The sequence below is a fragment of the Geomonas oryzisoli genome (genome assembly GCF_018986915.1).
Lineage (GTDB): Bacteria > Desulfobacterota > Desulfuromonadia > Geobacterales > Geobacteraceae > Geomonas > Geomonas oryzisoli.
The window spans coordinates 665026-679413 of record NZ_CP076723.1; the positions used below are offsets into that span (position 1 = coordinate 665026).

Below are 14388 nucleotides of genomic sequence, written 5' to 3' on the forward strand. Positions count from 1 at the left end.
TCTGCGGCTTTGCGTTAATATCCGGTTCTTGCCTTGTTTCGTCTACATAATCATTGACACAACTCGCGCTGGGGGTGTATTAAAAGACACTTTTTTATCACTAAACGCAGTAGAAGGACTGAGAGAAGCCATGATAAAGATCGATTTCGAGAAGATGGGTGGACTGATCCCTGCTGTTATCCAGGACAACGAAAGCGGGGAAGTTTTGATGGTCGCGTTCATGGACGAGAAGACCCTGAACCTGACCCTGGAAACCGGCAAGACCTGGTTCTTCAGCCGCACCAGGAACAAGTACTGGATGAAGGGCGAGGAGTCCGGCAACACCCAGGAAGTCATCGAGGTGCTGACCGACTGCGATGCCGACACCGTGGTGATCAAGGTGAAGCAGAACGGCCCCGCCGCCTGCCACACCGGGAACCGGAGCTGCTTCTACGTGAAGTACGAGAACGGGACCTGGGTCGAACACTCCAATCCGCTCTTCGATCCCAACACCGTCTACAAGAAATAGCCTGAAAAGCCACGGAGCCAACGCTCACGTGGCTTTTTTTATTTCTCCCCTCTCCCTCCGGGAGAGGGTGGCCGAAGGCCGGGTGAGGGCGCTGCCACGAAGATAACCATTCCCTCAGCCGGGCTCTCATTCCTTTTTTGCATGACCTTATCTTTATCCTAATCTGAATTTTGAGCCTGGAGGAATCATGGAAAAGTTGAAGCTCGGCATCCCGAAGGGGAGCCTTGAAAACGCCACCGTCGACCTGTTCAAGAAAGCCGGCTGGCAGATATCGATCTCGTCACGCAGCTACTTCCCCGGTATCGACGACGATGAGATAAAGTGCTCCCTGATCCGTCCGCAGGAGATGGGCAAGTACGTCGAGCGCGGCACCATCGACGTCGGCATCGCCGGCCGCGACTGGATCCGCGAGAACGAGTCCGACGTCATCGAAGTCTGCGAGATGGTCTACTCCAAAGTTTCCCGCCGCCCGGCCCGCTGGGTGCTGGTGGTGAACGGCAATTCCAAGATCCAGGGCCCCGAAGACCTGCATGGCGCCACCATCTCCACCGAACTGGTCGGCTTCACCAAGCGCTACTTCGCCGAGCGGAACATCCCGGTCAACGTCGAGTTCTCCTGGGGCGCCACCGAGGCGAAGGTGGTCGAAGGGCTGTGCGACGCCATCGTCGAAGTTACCGAGACCGGTTCCACCATCAAGGCCAACGGTCTGAAGATCATCACCGAGTTGATGGAGTCCGTCCCTGTCATGGTCGTCAACAAGGCTGCGTGGGAAGATCCCTGGAAGCGCGCCAAGATCGAGCAGATCGCGACCCTGTTGCAGTCCTCTCTGAGGGCCGAGGGGATGGTTGGTCTCAAGATGAACGCGCCGAAAGAGAAAGTGGCCGAAATCACCGCCGTCATCCCGAGTCTGAAGAGCCCGACCGTCGCCAACCATTATAATTCCGACTGGGTTTCCATCGAGAGCATCATGCCCGAGCAGGAAGTCCGCCGCATCGTCCCCGAGCTCATCAAACTCGGCGCCGAAGGCATCGTGGAGTATTCGCTCAATAAGATCATTTAGCCACAGAAGTCCCTGCTAAAGAAAATGCCCGGTCCACTTCATGTGTGGCCGGGCATTTTGTGCGCTGCACACCATGTCGGGTCACGAATGGTTGCGCACCAGCCTGATCTCCAATTTGCAATCGACGGCGGCGGCATACTTGCGGAGCATCTCCAGAGAGGGCGAATGGCGGTGTGAGCCAAGTGAACCTTCCACTCTTGCCAGCGAAGGCTGGGAAATCCCATCCTGTTCGCCACTTCTTCATGCGTCAATCCTGCCTGCTTTCCTGTCGACATTCCATATTATGCCCAAGGGGGGCAATCGACGGCGCTGCCGATTTATTGCAGGGGCAGGAGATTGAATCGAAGGTGCTGCGGATTTGCTGCCGGGGCTGGAGATTGAATCGACGGTGCTGGTGATTTATCGCCGGGGCTGGAGATTGAATCGACGGTGCTGGTGATTTATCGCCGAGGCTGGAGATTGAACCGACAGCGCTGAGGATTTATCGCCGGGGCTGGAGATTGAATCGACGGCGCTGACGATTTATCGCCGGGGCTGGAGGTTGAATCGACGGCGCTGACGATTTATCGCCGGGGCTGGAGGTTGAATCGACGGCGCTGCCGATTTATCGCCGAGGCTGGAGATTGAATCGACGGCGCTGGCGATTTATCGCCGAGGCTGGAGATTGAATCGGCGGCGCTGGCGATTTATCGCCGAGGCTGGAGATTGAATCGACGGTGCTGCGGATTTATTGCCGAGGCTGGAGATTGAATCGACGGTGCTGGGGATTTATTGCCGAGACTGGAGGTTGAATCGACGGCGCTGCCGATTATCGCCGAGGCTGGAGGTTGAATCGACGGCGCAGCCGATTTATCGCCGCGGCTGGAGATTGAATCGATGGCGCTGACGATTAATCGGCGAGGCTGGAGATTGAATCGACGGCGCTGACGATTCATCGCCGAGACCCAACATGCAATAGACAATGCTCACGCAGTCGAGGTGGGGGAGGGAGACAAAGGAGACTGTTGCGTGGGGGGGCTGGCGGGAAGTGCGGCTGCGGCACTGAAGCCGCAGCCGCGTACGTTAATGATCAGCTCAAGACGATATCGGTGACCGCAGACCACGGCCCGTAGCCTGTGTTGTTGTGGTACCTGACCCTGATGTAGTACCGTTTCACCAGATCAAGTTTCAACTCTATCTTGCACAGGTAGGATCTCTCCACGCTTGTCCAAGAGGCTTCATCGCTCGGATTTTCCGTGTACTGAGCCTCAATGCTCCCCATTCCCGCAATTTTACTGACGATAATCCAGAAGATACCGGAGCCTTTCGGACCGGGTCTCAGGTCGACTTTGTCCGGCTGGCCAGGAAGGGTGCTGCTGGCCGGTTTGGCAGGATAGGTCCGGTGGCTTAACTGGTAGCCTATATCCATCAGCGATGGGTCTTTTTCGTGCGTTGCCACCATTACTGAGTGCTGGCAGGCGAAAATAAAGGCGGTGATGATTTCGTCGCGGGTGTTGTCTCTTTCTTCGGCTTTGAGTTTGTCGCCGTACCGCGCTGCTTCCGACGTTATCCCCAGTTTCGTTGCCAATTCGGTGAGGCGGTCGGGCCCGGGGACATGCTTCTGCAGGTCCTGGAAAGCGCGATGGGCTCTTATGCGCTCGGCAAACCTCAACGTTTCCTGAATCAGATCACCATCCGATAACTTCGTTAGCTCTGAAATGTCGTGCTTTGGAACCAGCATAGGCGGCCTCCATGCGTTGGCGTTTATACATATGGCAAGTATTATTAAAATAAATTAAAAAATGTCAAGATTCGAGGTGCGTTTTATTCTGCTCCCGAACATTTCGCCGGCCGACTTGAGGTGGGGATGGATCTGGCGATTTATCGCCGAGACCGTTAACATATCAGGTGAGCTGCGCAGATTAAAACGGAAGGAGGCGGGCTATGACCAACACTATCATTCTTCATCGCGTTTTTCGAGCGGCACCCGAGAAGATCTATCGAGCATTCCTTGACCCGGACGCCCTGGTGAAGTGGCTGCCGCCGAACGGATTCACCGCAAAGGTCCATCAGATGGACGCAAAGGTCGGTGGGACCTACAAGATGTCGTTCACCAATTTCTCCACGGGGCAGACCCATTCCTTCGGAGGCACCTACTTGGAACTGGTGCCGCACGAACGGATACGCTACACGGACGCTTTCGACGATCCGAATCTATCTGGAGAGATACAGACGACGACAACTCTGCGCCGGGTGTCGTGCGGAACTGAATTGAAGATCGTGCAGGAGGGTGTTCCTGAAGCCATTCCTGCCGAAGCTTGCTATCTCGGCTGGCAGGAGTCGCTGGCCCTGCTGAAGATGCTTGTTGAGGCGGATGTTTCTTAACGCATGAGAGGGGAGGGGGCGGTAGCCGCGCCATGCCGGCTGCCGCCCCGCCACAAGGTGTGACTATCTTCTTCTTTCGTGTGCCTTCTTCCCGTGCACCCGCTCGTAGGCGCGGCAGAAGGGGCAGACGTCTTCCTCGATGCGGGTGACGAAGTCGTAGACGAGCCCCTTCTGATGATAACGGGCATGAAGGCATACCGGACAGAGCTCGCAAACGGTTGCCATGGCTTTGTCCAGTGCGGTCGGTTTCTCGGTGGGTGGCATGATCACTTCCTTATCTATTAGTTTCTGCGGAACCGGGGCTGGTCGTTAATCCGGAATGAGGATGGTGGAGCCGGTAGTCTGGCGCGCCTCCAACTCCCGGTGAGCCTGGGCCGCGTCCTGTAACGGGAAGCTCCTGTTGATCTCGATCTTCACCTTACCGGAGGTTACCATCTCGAAGAGCTCGGCGGATGCCTCTTCCAACTCGGAACGCTTGGCGATGTAGGTGGCGAGCCCGGTACGGGTCAGGTACAGGGATCCCTGTTGCGACAGGAGCAGCAGGTCGACCGGCGGGACCGGACCGGAAGCGTTGCCAAAGCTCACCATGAGACCCCGGGGGCGCAGGCACTTGAGCGAGGTCTCGAAGGTGTCCTTGCCCACGGAATCGTACACCACCGCAGCGCCTTCACCGCCGGTGATCTCCTTCAGCCGCTCCAGGATGTTTTCCGTGCGGTAGTTGACGCAGTAGTCGGCGCCGTGCTTGCGCGCCAGCTCGCACTTTTCTTCCGTGCCGGCGGTGCCTATCACCTTGGCGCCCAAGGCACGCAGCCACTGGCAGGCGATGGTTCCGACGCCGCCTGCGGCGGCATGGAACACCACGGTTTCTCCTGCCTGCACCCGGTAGGTTCTCCTGACCAGGTACTGTACGGTCAGCCCCTTGAGCATCATCCCGGCTGCCTGCTCGAATGAGACGGCATCAGGGAGCAGGCAGAGCCGATCCGCCTTGATGACGCGGGATTCGCAGTAGCCGCCGCCGGAAGTCCCCGCGTAAGCGACGCGGTCGCCGACCTTGAACAGCGTAACTCCCTCGCCGACGGCCTCGACCACGCCGGCTCCTTCATTGCCGGCGATTGCCGGCAGCGGCATCTTGTACAGTCCGCTGCGCTGGTACACGTCGACGAAGTTCACTCCGACCGCCTTGTGCCGGATGAGCACCTCCCCCGGTCCCGGTTCCGGTACATCGACCTCCATCCACTTCAGCACTTCCGGCCCGCCAAACTGTTCAAAGCAGATTGCTTTAGACATGGTGCACTCCTATAACGAAGATGTCAGAACCGTCTCCGGCCGTCACTAAAGGTTCCCTGGGTGTCTACGCGGCGATTGTAATCATCAATTGCCTCTTTGTTCTCCTCGTTCCAATGCAGGTAATAGTCCTCTCTGACAGTAATCAACTTTTGGGGAGCATTGGGGCCAAACAGATTCACTGGCATGCGGATGCCTCCTGCGATTTGCGATCCGTATAACATACCCCATTCGTGTCATTCTTGAAAGTTTCAACAAGAAAGGCCGCCCTTCATTTGGACGGCCTCTCTATCCTCTTTATGCTTGCTGCCACGGAGGCAGCGGGAGTTGGCGACGGTTTCGCGGTCCTGCCCGCTGCCCCCGTGACAATGCGTTACGCAATCATCTCGCAGTCGTCTTCGGGCCAGCTGTCCAGGCTGCCGTCGGGGAGCTCCACCTGCACGGTGTCACCTTCGATGGTGCAGCCGTAACTCAGCCCGATCTCGCCGGTCTTCACGTTCTTCACCTGTACCCGCTGCTCTTTCCTCTCCGTGGTGTCACATATCTCTGAATGTACCCGTTTCATGGTAACCTCCTGAGTCCTGCGTTAATGATAGCAGCGTGGCTTCGCAGTGCAACTACAGAACGGAGGCGATCTCCGGCGCTGCCGTCTCCTTGAACTGGCCGAAGTTGTGGCGGAACATCTCCACGAGCTTCTGGGCAGTGGCATCGTAGGCGGCCTTGTCGCTCCAGGCGTTTCTCGCGTTGAGGATTTCGGTCGGCACTCCGGGGCAGGCGGTGGGGATGTTCAGGCCGAAGACCGGGTCCTTTACGAAGGTGCCTGCGCTCAGCGTCCCGTCCAGGGCCGCGTTCACCAGGGCGCGCGAGTAGGCGATCTTCATCCTCGCCCCCACGCCGGGACCGCCGCCGCTCCAGCCGGTGTTCACCAGCCAGCAGTCGACCTTGTTCGCGGCGATCATCTTGCCGAGGAGGTCGGCGTACAGCGACGGCCTGAGAGCCATGAAGGGGGCGCCGAAACAGGCCGAGAAGGTCGCCTGCGGCTCGGTGACGCCCGCCTCGGTCCCGGCCACTTTGGCGGTGTAACCCGACAGGAAATGGTACATCGCCTGCGCCGCGGTGAGACGGGCGATCGGCGGCAGCACACCGAAGGCGTCGCAGGTGAGCATGATCACGTTGCTGGGGTGGCCGCCTACCCCCGACGGGACGATGTTGGGGATGTGGGTGATCGGGTAGGAGGCCCGGGTGTTCTCGGTGAAGGAGGCGTCGTCGAGATCGATGCGGCGCGAGATGGTGTCGATGGCGACGTTCTCCAGGATGGTGCCGAACCTCCGGGTGCACTGGTAGATCTCGGGCTCGCTCTCGGCCGAAAGGTTGATCACCTTGGCGTAACACCCTCCCTCGAAGTTGAAGACCCCCTCTTCGTCCCAGCCGTGCTCGTCGTCGCCGATCAGGAGGCGGTTGGGTGCTGCTGAGAGCGTCGTCTTCCCGGTGCCGGAAAGGCCGAAGAAGATGGCCACGTCGCCGCCGGGCCCGGTGTTGGCAGAGCAGTGCATCGACATCACGTTCTTTTGCGGCAGCAGGTAGTTGAGCACGGTGAAGATCGACTTCTTGATCTCGCCGGCGTAGCTGGTGCCGCCGATGATGACCATCTTCCTGGCGAAGTTGATGATGATGAAGGCCTCGGAGTTGGTGCCGTCGACGCTGGGCTGGGCATGGAAGGCGGGGAGGTCGATGACGGTGAACTCAGTCTTGTGGGAGAGCAGTTCCTCCTGGGTTGCGCGCAGGAACATGTTGCGCGCGAACAGTGAATGCCAGGCCCGCTCGGTTATGATGCGCACCGGGATGCGATGGGCGGGGCTTGCCCCGGCGAAGCAGTCCTGGACGAACAGGTCGCGTCCCTGCATGTAGTTGCACATCTTCCGGTAGAGCGCGTCGAACTTCTCCGGCGGGAAGGGGCGATTAACCTTGCCCCAGTTGATGTGGCTGCTCGAGGAGGGCTCATCCACGATGAACTTGTCGTTCGCCGCGCGCCCGGTGTAGTGCCCGGTCTTGACCGCGAGCGCCCCCAGGTGTGAGATGAGCCCCTCGCCGCGGCGGACCACCTGCTCGTAGAGAACGGAGGTCGGGGAGGTCCAGTAGATAAGGTTCGCGTTGTGGATGCCATGTTGCTCGAGTCCATTGCCCCTGGTGATATCGTTTAATCTCACTGCTGGCTCCCCCTCTCATTGGATCTGCGCCAAGCTTAAAAGATATCAGGGGCAGGTAGCTTTGCAACCGGCGCGGCAACGCAAAAGGGCCCCGGTCATTAAGACCGGGGCCCTTGCTTGTTTCATTGTACTTCAGCGACTTGTTAGTCGTTGAACCCTTCGGCGGAGGCCGGGTTGTACTGCTCCCAGTGCTCCGGCGAACGCCACAGCCCGGAAAGGATCATCTCGCGGATGTGGAGGAATTCTTTCGGGAGACGGTCGTACATCTTCACGAACAGCTCCTCGTGGGAGAGGATCTCCTCCTTCCAGACGTCGCGGTCGATGGACATGAGCTCCTGGTACTGCTCGCGGGAGACCTCGTTCAGGCCGGTCCAATCCAGGTCCTCGTAGCGCGGCATCCACCCCAGCGGGCTCTCGACGGAGGCACCGCGGCCGTTGGCGCGGTCGGCGATCCACTTGAGAACGCGCATGTTCTCGCCGAAGCCCGGCCAGAGGAACTTGCCGTTGGCGTCTTTACGGAACCAGTTGACCGAGAAGATGCGCGGCGGGTTCGGGGTGGTGCGCCCGACCTGCAGCCAGTGGTTGAAGTAGTCCGCCACGTGGTAGCCGGTGAAGGGGAGCATCGCGAACGGGTCGCGACGGACGTTGCCGATGGCGCCCACGGCGGCCGCGGTGGTCTCGCTCCCCATGGTGGCGGCGAGGTACACGCCGTAGCTCCAGTTGAAGGACTGGTACACCAGCGGGATCACGTTGTTGCGGCGGCCGCCGAACACGAACGCCTTCATGGGCACGCCCTTCGGGTCTTCCCAGGCCGGGTCGATGGAGGGGCACTGCGAAGCCGGGGAGGTGAAGCGGGAGTTCGGGTGCGCGGCGTTCCTGCCGCAGCCCGGGGTCCACTCGTTGCCCTGCCAGTCGGTCAGCTTCGCCGGAAGCTCGTCGGTCATCCCCTCCCACCAGACGTCGCCGTCCGGGGTGAGCGCCACGTTGGTGAAGATGGTGTTCTTGGCGCAGGAGTGCATCGCGTTCGGGTTGGACTTGAACGAGGTGCCCGGGGCCACGCCGAAGAAGCCTGCTTCCGGGTTGATGGCGTAGAGCTGGCCGTCGGGACCGGGCTTGATCCAGGCGATGTCGTCGCCCACGGTGGAGATCTTGTAGCCGCTCTTGGCGAAGTGGTCGGGCGGGACCAGCATGGAGAGGTTGGTCTTGCCGCAGGCGCTCGGGAAGGCGGCGCCCAGGTAGGTCTTCTCACCTTCCGGGGTCTCGATGCCGAGGATCAGCATGTGCTCGGCCAGCCACCCCTCGTCCTTGGCGATCTTGGAAGCGATCCTGAGGGCGAGGCACTTCTTGCCCAGCAGGGCGTTGCCGCCGTAGCCGGAGCCGAAGGACCAGATGGAGCGCTCCTCCGGGAAGTGGACGATGTACTTCTCCTTGTTGCACGGCCAGGGCACGTCTTTCTGCCCGGCGGCGAGCGGTGCGCCGACCGAATGCAGGCAGGGGACGAACTCGCCGTTTTCACCGAGGATGTCGATGACCTTCTTGCCCATGCGGGTCATGATCTTCATGTTGACCGCGACGTAGGGGGAGTCGGAGATCTCGACGCCGATCTTGGCGATGTTGGAGCCCAGCGGACCCATGGAGAAGGGGATGACGTACATGGTGCGCCCCTTCATGCAGCCGGTGAAGAGGCCGGTCAGGGTCTTCTTCATCTCCTTGGGGTGCACCCAGTTGTTGGTCGGGCCGGCATCCTGCTTGGCGATGGAGCAGATGAAGGTGCGGTCCTCGACGCGGGCGACGTCGCCGGGATCGGACAGGGCCAGGTAGCTGTTCGGGCGCTTCTCCGGGTTCAGCTTACGGAAGGTGCCGCCTTTGACCAGCAGTTCGCACAGGCTGTCGTACTCCGCCTCGGTCCCGTCGCACCAGTGGATCTGGTCCGGTTGGCACATCTCGGCGACTTCCTTGACCCAGGCCAAGAGCTGCTTGTTCTTAACTTCGTAATTCATGGATATTCCCTCCTTTGGGTATTGCTTCATCGCATTTTTAGAAGAGACCAAACCCTCCGCGGTGCTGCTAATCTCACAGGTTTCCATAGTTGTCCTCTCTGCCGTTATGGCGGTGGACCGCAAACGACCAAAAGTGACCAGTGCTTGGGCCGCCGATGGCAATTCCGGCCTACGGTTGATGTTTCGTTAGCGTCGGTTAGTTGGGTTTATGGTACCGAGTGTTGGGATTTATGGACGTCGAATGCGGGGTGCTGGGAAGTGAGGCCCTCGCCCTGACTGACGATTCGCTCTGTGAGATCGTGGCGTTTGTTCCTTGAGAGACATGCACCAACTGATGTCATCGAACGACTGTCCGCTCTCCTCTCTGAGTCATAATTTTAATTATTATAAAGTAACACAACAGCTTTCAAAAGCAAGCGCAAATGTATACAAGAGGTCAATTGACACGCACTCTCAGTCTGTTAGACTTTTGCCGGGCTTGAGGCTGTGTCTGGTTCCTGTCCATTCAGTCCCGAGCTAACATTAGAGAGTTGAGACCTTTCGCCGACCCGAAACGGCCGGCCTCACCATGAAACACTGGGGGTATTCAATGGAGCCTTACATCTGCACCGTCTGCCAATACGTCTACGACCCCTATCTGGGCGACCCTGATAACGGGGTGCCGCCCGGAACCCCCTTCGCCGACCTTCCCGACGACTGGGTCTGTCCCATCTGCGGGGTCGGCAAGGAGGCCTTCGAGCCGGAGTAGGACACGTAAAAAGGGGGGGAGCTGAACTGCTCCCCCCCCCTTCGACTTTAGAGACCCTGCAGCAGTCCCTCCAATTCGTTTGTGATCTGTTTGAGATCTTCCAGTTTCATGTCGCCCATGTGGGCTACGCGGAAGGTCTTCCCTTTCAGCTTCCCGTACCCGTCGTCGAACGCAATGCCGCGCTCACCCAGCTGTTTCTTCACCAGGCCCAGGTCGACGCCACGGTCGTTGGTCGCGCAGGTGAGGGTGACGGAACGGTACGGTTCGGCCGGCAGGATGCCGAAGCCGTGCTGCGCCACCCAGCCCCGCATGAACGCCGCCATCTCCTGGTGGCGCTGCCAGCGCTGCTCCAGTCCCTCCGCGAAGATGCGCTCCAGCTGAAGGTTCATCGCGTAGATGAGCGAGATGCACGGGGTTGACGGCGTGTTGTCCTTCTCGTCGGCGGCGAGGAACTCGAGGAAGTCGAAGTAGTAGCCGCGGCCGGGGACGGTCTTGGCGCGCTCCAGGGCCCTTTCGCTGGCGGTGAAGACGGCGAGGCCCGGCGGCAGCGCGAAGGCCTTCTGCACGCCGAAGACGCAGCAGTCGATGCCCAACTCGTCGATGGGGATGTTGAGCGCGCTCATCGAGGAGACGGTGTCTATGATGGAAACCACGTCCGGGTACTTCTTGAGCACCGCCCCGATCTCGGGAAGCGGGCTCATGGTGCCGGTGGAGGTCTCGTTGTGGATCAGGGTGATGGCGTCGTACTTGCCGGTGGAGAGTGCCGCGTCCACCATCTCGGGGGTGATGGGCTGGCCCCACTCGGCCTTGAAGGCGTCGGCTTCCTTGCCGCAGGAGAGGGTGACCTTGTGCCACTTGTCGGAAAAGGCGCCGTTGCAGAAGTTGGCGCAGCGCTTGCCGACCAGGTTCCGTACCGCCCCTTCCATGGCGCCGAAGGCGCTCGATGTGGAGAGGAAGACCTTCTCCTTGGTGGACATGAGCTGCTTCAGCTTGTCGGTAACGCCCTTGTGCAGGCGCGCGTACTCCGGCATGCGGTGGCCGATCATCGGCGTTGCCATGGCCTCGAGGATTTCCGGGCTCACTTCGATCGGTCCGGGGATGTACAGCTTCTTATGCATGTAGGCTCCGTAACAAGCTTATTTTTGCCGGCAGCGTGCGGCTGGGAAGGGGGTGGGGAAGGGCGCGGCGCCAAGGTGCGAGCGGTCCGCGAGCCTGCTGCAGGCGGATCGTCAACCTAGCAGATTACGCCGCCGATGTCAATTCTCGCGTCCTGATTTGTAACACAAAAAACGGCGGGTCACGCGGTAGGAGGACGCTGTGCGCCGGGGGGGGCATTGTCATTGGGGAAGGGTAAGTAGCCGCTCGCTGCGCCATACCCTCACGATGCGGACGGCCTTCTTGTCGAGGCGGTAGATGATGCGAAAAGGAGGAAGGACAACTTCCCTGAGATAGGTGAGGCCGAACTCTTTGACGATGCGTCCGCTGTTTGGATAGAAGGCAAGTCGTTCCACTGAGCGGATAACTTCACGGATAAGCTTTTCCCCGATCTCCGGGACATGCTGGTCGCAGTACCATCTGCGGATCTCCTCCAGGTCCTCGACTGCCGAGATGGCGAAAGAGATGGAGAGTTTTCCGGCCATGTCACACAAGCCCGAGTCGCTTCTTCACCTCATCGAGATCCAGTTCCCGCCCCTGTTCCAGGTCCATGAGGCCTTGCACGACCCCGCGCAGAAAGGCGCGCTCCTCCGTCCCTGCCTCATAATCTTCCAGGGATTGGACCACAGCCACACCGCGCCCCCTGCTGGTTAATAGGATTGGGCGGTGGGTCTTGTCGGCCTGGCTGATGACCCTGCCGGGATTTACCTTCAGGTCGCTAAGCGGAACAACGTCTTCTGAAAACTTGATGCCAGACATGCGTGTCCTCCCGTCGTTTACTTCCGGGCCGATAATAGCACCGGTTAAAGGTACTTTCAAGGAGGCGGTCCCTGCAGGTGCATGAGGCAAAATAGCGGGTCAGGCGGCGCGGGAGAAGGGGCGGACTTCCGTTTCCAGGCGGCCCTGCAACGCCTCCAGCGCCACTTCCATGTCGTAGTGGTTCTGCAGGTTGAGCCAGAACTGGGCCTCCATGGCGAAGAAACGGCCGAGCCGCAGTGCGGTGTCGGCAGTGATGGAGCGCCTGCCGTGGACGATCTCGTTGATGCGGCGAGGCGTGACTCCTATGTCTTTGGCCAGCCTGTATTGCGTGATGCCCATCGGCTCGAGAAATTCGGCCAACAGTATTTGGCAGGGGTGAATGGGTGGAAAATCCCTTTTCGCCATCTGCTGGCCTCCTAGTGGTAGTCGACTATCTCCACCTCGCAGGCATTGCCATCGTGCCAGGTGAAGCAGATACGCCACCCGGATGCTGTGCTGGCCCGCCCGATCGCCCCGCAGCGCTTCCAGATTATTGGAAGGAGGGGCCCGCAGTGTCTCCAGCAAGGTGGCCGCATGCAGCATCGCAAGTTTCATCGCCGCAGTGCGCTGAATCGACTGCGGAAGCTTGCTGGAGAATCGGCCATGGAACAGCTTCTCGTTCTCTTTGTCCTTGAAGGACGTTATCATAGGTGTCATATCCTGTCGAGACAATAGCCGCCGGAACCATTGCCCCACTGCTGCGTCGATCTGCGACAACCTCCGGTGCTCCCGCCTCAAAATCCCGCCTATATTGTATATGTTGCGTATTGCTCGGCAAAATGTTACAAATATCGGTTAGCTGTCAAATACATTAAAACGGAAAGCTGCGCCATTTTAGTCGTTTAGGGATTGGCCCCCTTTCTGCTGGAAAATCATGAAACCTATTATTGCCATCGTCGGACGCCCCAACGTGGGAAAGTCCACCCTTTTCAACAGGCTGGTCGGGCGCCGTAAGGCGATGGTCGACGACATGCCCGGGGTGACCCGGGACAGAAACTACGCCGAGGTGAACCGCTTCGACATCCCCTTCATCCTGGTCGACACCGGCGGCTTCGAACCGGAAACCTCGGACAGGCTCTTGCAGCAGATGCGCGAGCAGTCCCGTTTCGCCATGGACGAGGCGGACCTGATCCTTTTCGTCATGGACGCCCGCGGCGGGCTCACCCCCGCCGACCGCGACGTCGTGGAGATGCTCAGGCGCATCAACAAGCCGGTCTTCTACATCATCAACAAGGTGGACGGCGAGAAGCAGGAGGCTGAGGCGGGCGACTTCTACTCGCTGGGGGTGGATCATGTCCACACCATCTCCGCCGAGCATAACCGCGGCGTGGGCGACCTCATGGACGAGGTGCTGGCCGCGCTTCCCTACAACCGCGACAAGGACGAGGACGAGGAGATCACCAAGATCGCCGTGGTCGGTCGCCCCAACGTGGGCAAATCCACCCTGGTGAACCGCCTGTTGGGCTACGAGCGCGTGGTGGCGAATCCCACCGCCGGCACCACCCGGGACGCGGTCGACACCCGCTTCACCGTGAACAAGAAGCCGTATCTGCTGATCGATACCGCCGGCATCCGCAGGAAGGGGAAGACGGTCCAGAAGATCGAGAAATACTCGGTGGTGGACGCCTTGCGCTCCATCGACCGTGCCGACGTGGTGCTCATCGTTTTGAACGCCGAGGACGGGGTCACCGAGCAGGACACCAAGATCGCCGGCTACGCCTACGAGGCGGGGCGCGGCTGCATCTTCGTCGTGAACAAGTGGGACACGGTGCAAAAGGACAACTCCACCATGGGGAAGTTCACCGAGGAAATCCGCCGCAACTTCAAGTACCTTCCCTTCGCGCCGATCCTGTTCGTGTCGGCCCAGAGCGGGCAGCGCACCGGCAAGATCGTCGCCGAGGTGGACCTGGTGATGGAACAGTACTGCAAGAGGGTGAGCACCGGCGAGTTGAACCGCATCTTCAACCAGGCGGTGGATGAGAACCACGCACCGCTGGACGGCGGCAGGCGGGTGAAATTCTACTATGCGACGCAGGTGGGAGTGAAACCTCCTTCCTTTGTTGTCTTCACCAATCGCCCCGAGGGCATTCATTTTTCCTATGAGCGGTACATCATGAACCGTTTTAGAGAGGCATTCGGCTTCAGTGGCACTCCTTTAAAGCTTATTTTCCGCGGCAGAGACAAGAAAGATACCTAAATCATTCTTTACTTAGCCGATACGATGGTTTAGTATGATGCCTATTTTTAACCCACCCCCTAACAAC

General features: G+C 59.6%; 16 protein-coding genes and 1 pseudogene. 5 read left to right on the forward strand and 12 right to left on the reverse strand.

Going from position 1 to position 14388, the window contains the following annotated elements:
• Positions 1-130 precede the first annotated feature (130 nt).
• Both hisI and hisG read left to right on the forward strand, forming a co-directional pair.
• Entirely contained in the window at positions 131-508 is a 378-nt protein-coding gene (gene hisI / locus KP004_RS02910; protein ID WP_135868296.1) for a phosphoribosyl-AMP cyclohydrolase, read from the forward strand.
• A gap of 187 nt (positions 509-695) precedes the next feature.
• The gene (gene hisG, locus KP004_RS02915) at positions 696-1568 is read left to right on the forward strand and encodes an ATP phosphoribosyltransferase (protein ID WP_216800882.1); all 873 of its coding nucleotides are present in this window, start codon (positions 696-698) and stop codon (positions 1566-1568) included.
• Positions 1569-2637: 1069 nt separating this feature from the next.
• Here hisG and KP004_RS02920 read toward each other — a convergent pair.
• Positions 2638-3288 (reverse strand): hypothetical protein, encoded by a 651-nt coding sequence (locus KP004_RS02920; protein ID WP_216800883.1) that lies wholly within the window; start codon positions 3286-3288, stop codon positions 2638-2640.
• A 203-nt stretch (positions 3289-3491) separates the two neighbouring features.
• On the opposite strand from KP004_RS02920, the gene KP004_RS02925 reads away from it, so the two are divergent.
• Complete coding sequence (locus tag KP004_RS02925) at positions 3492-3932, forward strand: SRPBCC family protein (protein ID WP_216800884.1); 441 nt, start codon at positions 3492-3494, stop codon at positions 3930-3932.
• 63 nt (positions 3933-3995) lie between these two features.
• Here the strand turns inward: KP004_RS02925 and KP004_RS02930 are convergent, their stop codons facing one another.
• The 6 genes from KP004_RS02930 to KP004_RS02955 form a co-directional block, all read right to left on the reverse strand.
• The gene (locus tag KP004_RS02930; protein ID WP_216800885.1) at positions 3996-4196 is read right to left on the reverse strand and encodes a hypothetical protein; all 201 of its coding nucleotides are present in this window, start codon (positions 4194-4196) and stop codon (positions 3996-3998) included.
• Positions 4197-4241: 45 nt separating this feature from the next.
• Entirely contained in the window at positions 4242-5219 is a 978-nt protein-coding gene (locus KP004_RS02935; RefSeq protein WP_216800886.1) for a quinone oxidoreductase family protein, read from the reverse strand.
• 23 nt (positions 5220-5242) lie between these two features.
• A complete protein-coding gene (locus KP004_RS02940; protein WP_216800887.1) occupies positions 5243-5404 on the reverse strand; it encodes a type II toxin-antitoxin system CcdA family antitoxin in 162 nt (53 codons plus the stop codon).
• A 185-nt stretch (positions 5405-5589) separates the two neighbouring features.
• Positions 5590-5781, reverse strand: coding sequence for a hypothetical protein (locus KP004_RS02945; protein ID WP_216800888.1), 192 nt, complete (start codon positions 5779-5781; stop codon positions 5590-5592).
• 52 nt (positions 5782-5833) lie between these two features.
• A complete protein-coding gene (gene pckA / locus KP004_RS02950; protein ID WP_216800889.1) occupies positions 5834-7423 on the reverse strand; it encodes a phosphoenolpyruvate carboxykinase (ATP) in 1590 nt (529 codons plus the stop codon).
• Between the two features lie 143 nt (positions 7424-7566).
• A complete protein-coding gene (locus KP004_RS02955; protein WP_239026910.1) occupies positions 7567-9423 on the reverse strand; it encodes a phosphoenolpyruvate carboxykinase (GTP) in 1857 nt (618 codons plus the stop codon).
• Positions 9424-10012: 589 nt separating this feature from the next.
• Here KP004_RS02955 and rd point away from each other — a divergent pair.
• Positions 10013-10171 (forward strand): rubredoxin, encoded by a 159-nt coding sequence (rd, locus tag KP004_RS02960; protein WP_216800891.1) that lies wholly within the window; start codon positions 10013-10015, stop codon positions 10169-10171.
• A gap of 47 nt (positions 10172-10218) precedes the next feature.
• Here the strand turns inward: rd and KP004_RS02965 are convergent, their stop codons facing one another.
• From KP004_RS02965 to KP004_RS21550, 5 genes and pseudogenes are all read right to left on the reverse strand, one after another.
• A complete protein-coding gene (locus tag KP004_RS02965; protein ID WP_216800892.1) occupies positions 10219-11289 on the reverse strand; it encodes a pyridoxal-phosphate-dependent aminotransferase family protein in 1071 nt (356 codons plus the stop codon).
• A gap of 219 nt (positions 11290-11508) precedes the next feature.
• A complete protein-coding gene (locus KP004_RS02970; RefSeq protein WP_216800893.1) occupies positions 11509-11811 on the reverse strand; it encodes a type II toxin-antitoxin system RelE/ParE family toxin in 303 nt (100 codons plus the stop codon).
• Between the two features lies 1 nt (position 11812).
• On the reverse strand, positions 11813-12085 hold the full coding sequence (locus KP004_RS02975; RefSeq protein WP_216800894.1) for a type II toxin-antitoxin system Phd/YefM family antitoxin: 273 nt from the start codon (positions 12083-12085) through the stop codon (positions 11813-11815).
• 99 nt (positions 12086-12184) lie between these two features.
• Entirely contained in the window at positions 12185-12490 is a 306-nt protein-coding gene (locus KP004_RS02980; RefSeq protein WP_216800895.1) for a HigA family addiction module antitoxin, read from the reverse strand.
• Positions 12491-12622: 132 nt separating this feature from the next.
• A pseudogene (locus tag KP004_RS21550) lies at positions 12623-12781 on the reverse strand (type II toxin-antitoxin system RelE/ParE family toxin); the annotation flags it as partial.
• Between the two features lie 217 nt (positions 12782-12998).
• Here KP004_RS21550 and der point away from each other — a divergent pair.
• A complete protein-coding gene (gene der, locus KP004_RS02990; RefSeq protein ID WP_216800896.1) occupies positions 12999-14321 on the forward strand; it encodes a ribosome biogenesis GTPase Der in 1323 nt (440 codons plus the stop codon).
• The last annotated feature ends 67 nt before the right edge of the window (positions 14322-14388 follow it).

What these genes read in the sequence shown, in the direction of transcription:
- hisI (WP_135868296.1), top strand. Translation starts at nt 131, where the DNA reads ATGATAAAGATCGATTTCGAGAAGATGGGTGGACTGATCCCTGCTGTT.
- hisG (WP_216800882.1), top strand. Translation starts at nt 696, where the DNA reads ATGGAAAAGTTGAAGCTCGGCATCCCGAAGGGGAGCCTTGAAAACGCC.
- KP004_RS02920 (WP_216800883.1), bottom strand. Translation starts at nt 3,288, where the DNA reads ATGCTGGTTCCAAAGCACGACATTTCAGAGCTAACGAAGTTATCGGAT.
- KP004_RS02925 (WP_216800884.1), top strand. Translation starts at nt 3,492, where the DNA reads ATGACCAACACTATCATTCTTCATCGCGTTTTTCGAGCGGCACCCGAG.
- KP004_RS02930 (WP_216800885.1), bottom strand. Translation starts at nt 4,196, where the DNA reads ATGCCACCCACCGAGAAACCGACCGCACTGGACAAAGCCATGGCAACC.
- KP004_RS02935 (WP_216800886.1), bottom strand. Translation starts at nt 5,219, where the DNA reads ATGTCTAAAGCAATCTGCTTTGAACAGTTTGGCGGGCCGGAAGTGCTG.
- KP004_RS02940 (WP_216800887.1), bottom strand. Translation starts at nt 5,404, where the DNA reads ATGCCAGTGAATCTGTTTGGCCCCAATGCTCCCCAAAAGTTGATTACT.
- KP004_RS02945 (WP_216800888.1), bottom strand. Translation starts at nt 5,781, where the DNA reads ATGAAACGGGTACATTCAGAGATATGTGACACCACGGAGAGGAAAGAG.
- KP004_RS02955 (WP_239026910.1), bottom strand. Translation starts at nt 9,423, where the DNA reads ATGAATTACGAAGTTAAGAACAAGCAGCTCTTGGCCTGGGTCAAGGAA.
- rd (WP_216800891.1), top strand. Translation starts at nt 10,013, where the DNA reads ATGGAGCCTTACATCTGCACCGTCTGCCAATACGTCTACGACCCCTAT.
- KP004_RS02965 (WP_216800892.1), bottom strand. Translation starts at nt 11,289, where the DNA reads ATGCATAAGAAGCTGTACATCCCCGGACCGATCGAAGTGAGCCCGGAA.
- KP004_RS02970 (WP_216800893.1), bottom strand. Translation starts at nt 11,811, where the DNA reads ATGGCCGGAAAACTCTCCATCTCTTTCGCCATCTCGGCAGTCGAGGAC.
- KP004_RS02975 (WP_216800894.1), bottom strand. Translation starts at nt 12,085, where the DNA reads ATGTCTGGCATCAAGTTTTCAGAAGACGTTGTTCCGCTTAGCGACCTG.
- KP004_RS02980 (WP_216800895.1), bottom strand. Translation starts at nt 12,490, where the DNA reads ATGGCGAAAAGGGATTTTCCACCCATTCACCCCTGCCAAATACTGTTG.
- der (WP_216800896.1), top strand. Translation starts at nt 12,999, where the DNA reads ATGAAACCTATTATTGCCATCGTCGGACGCCCCAACGTGGGAAAGTCC.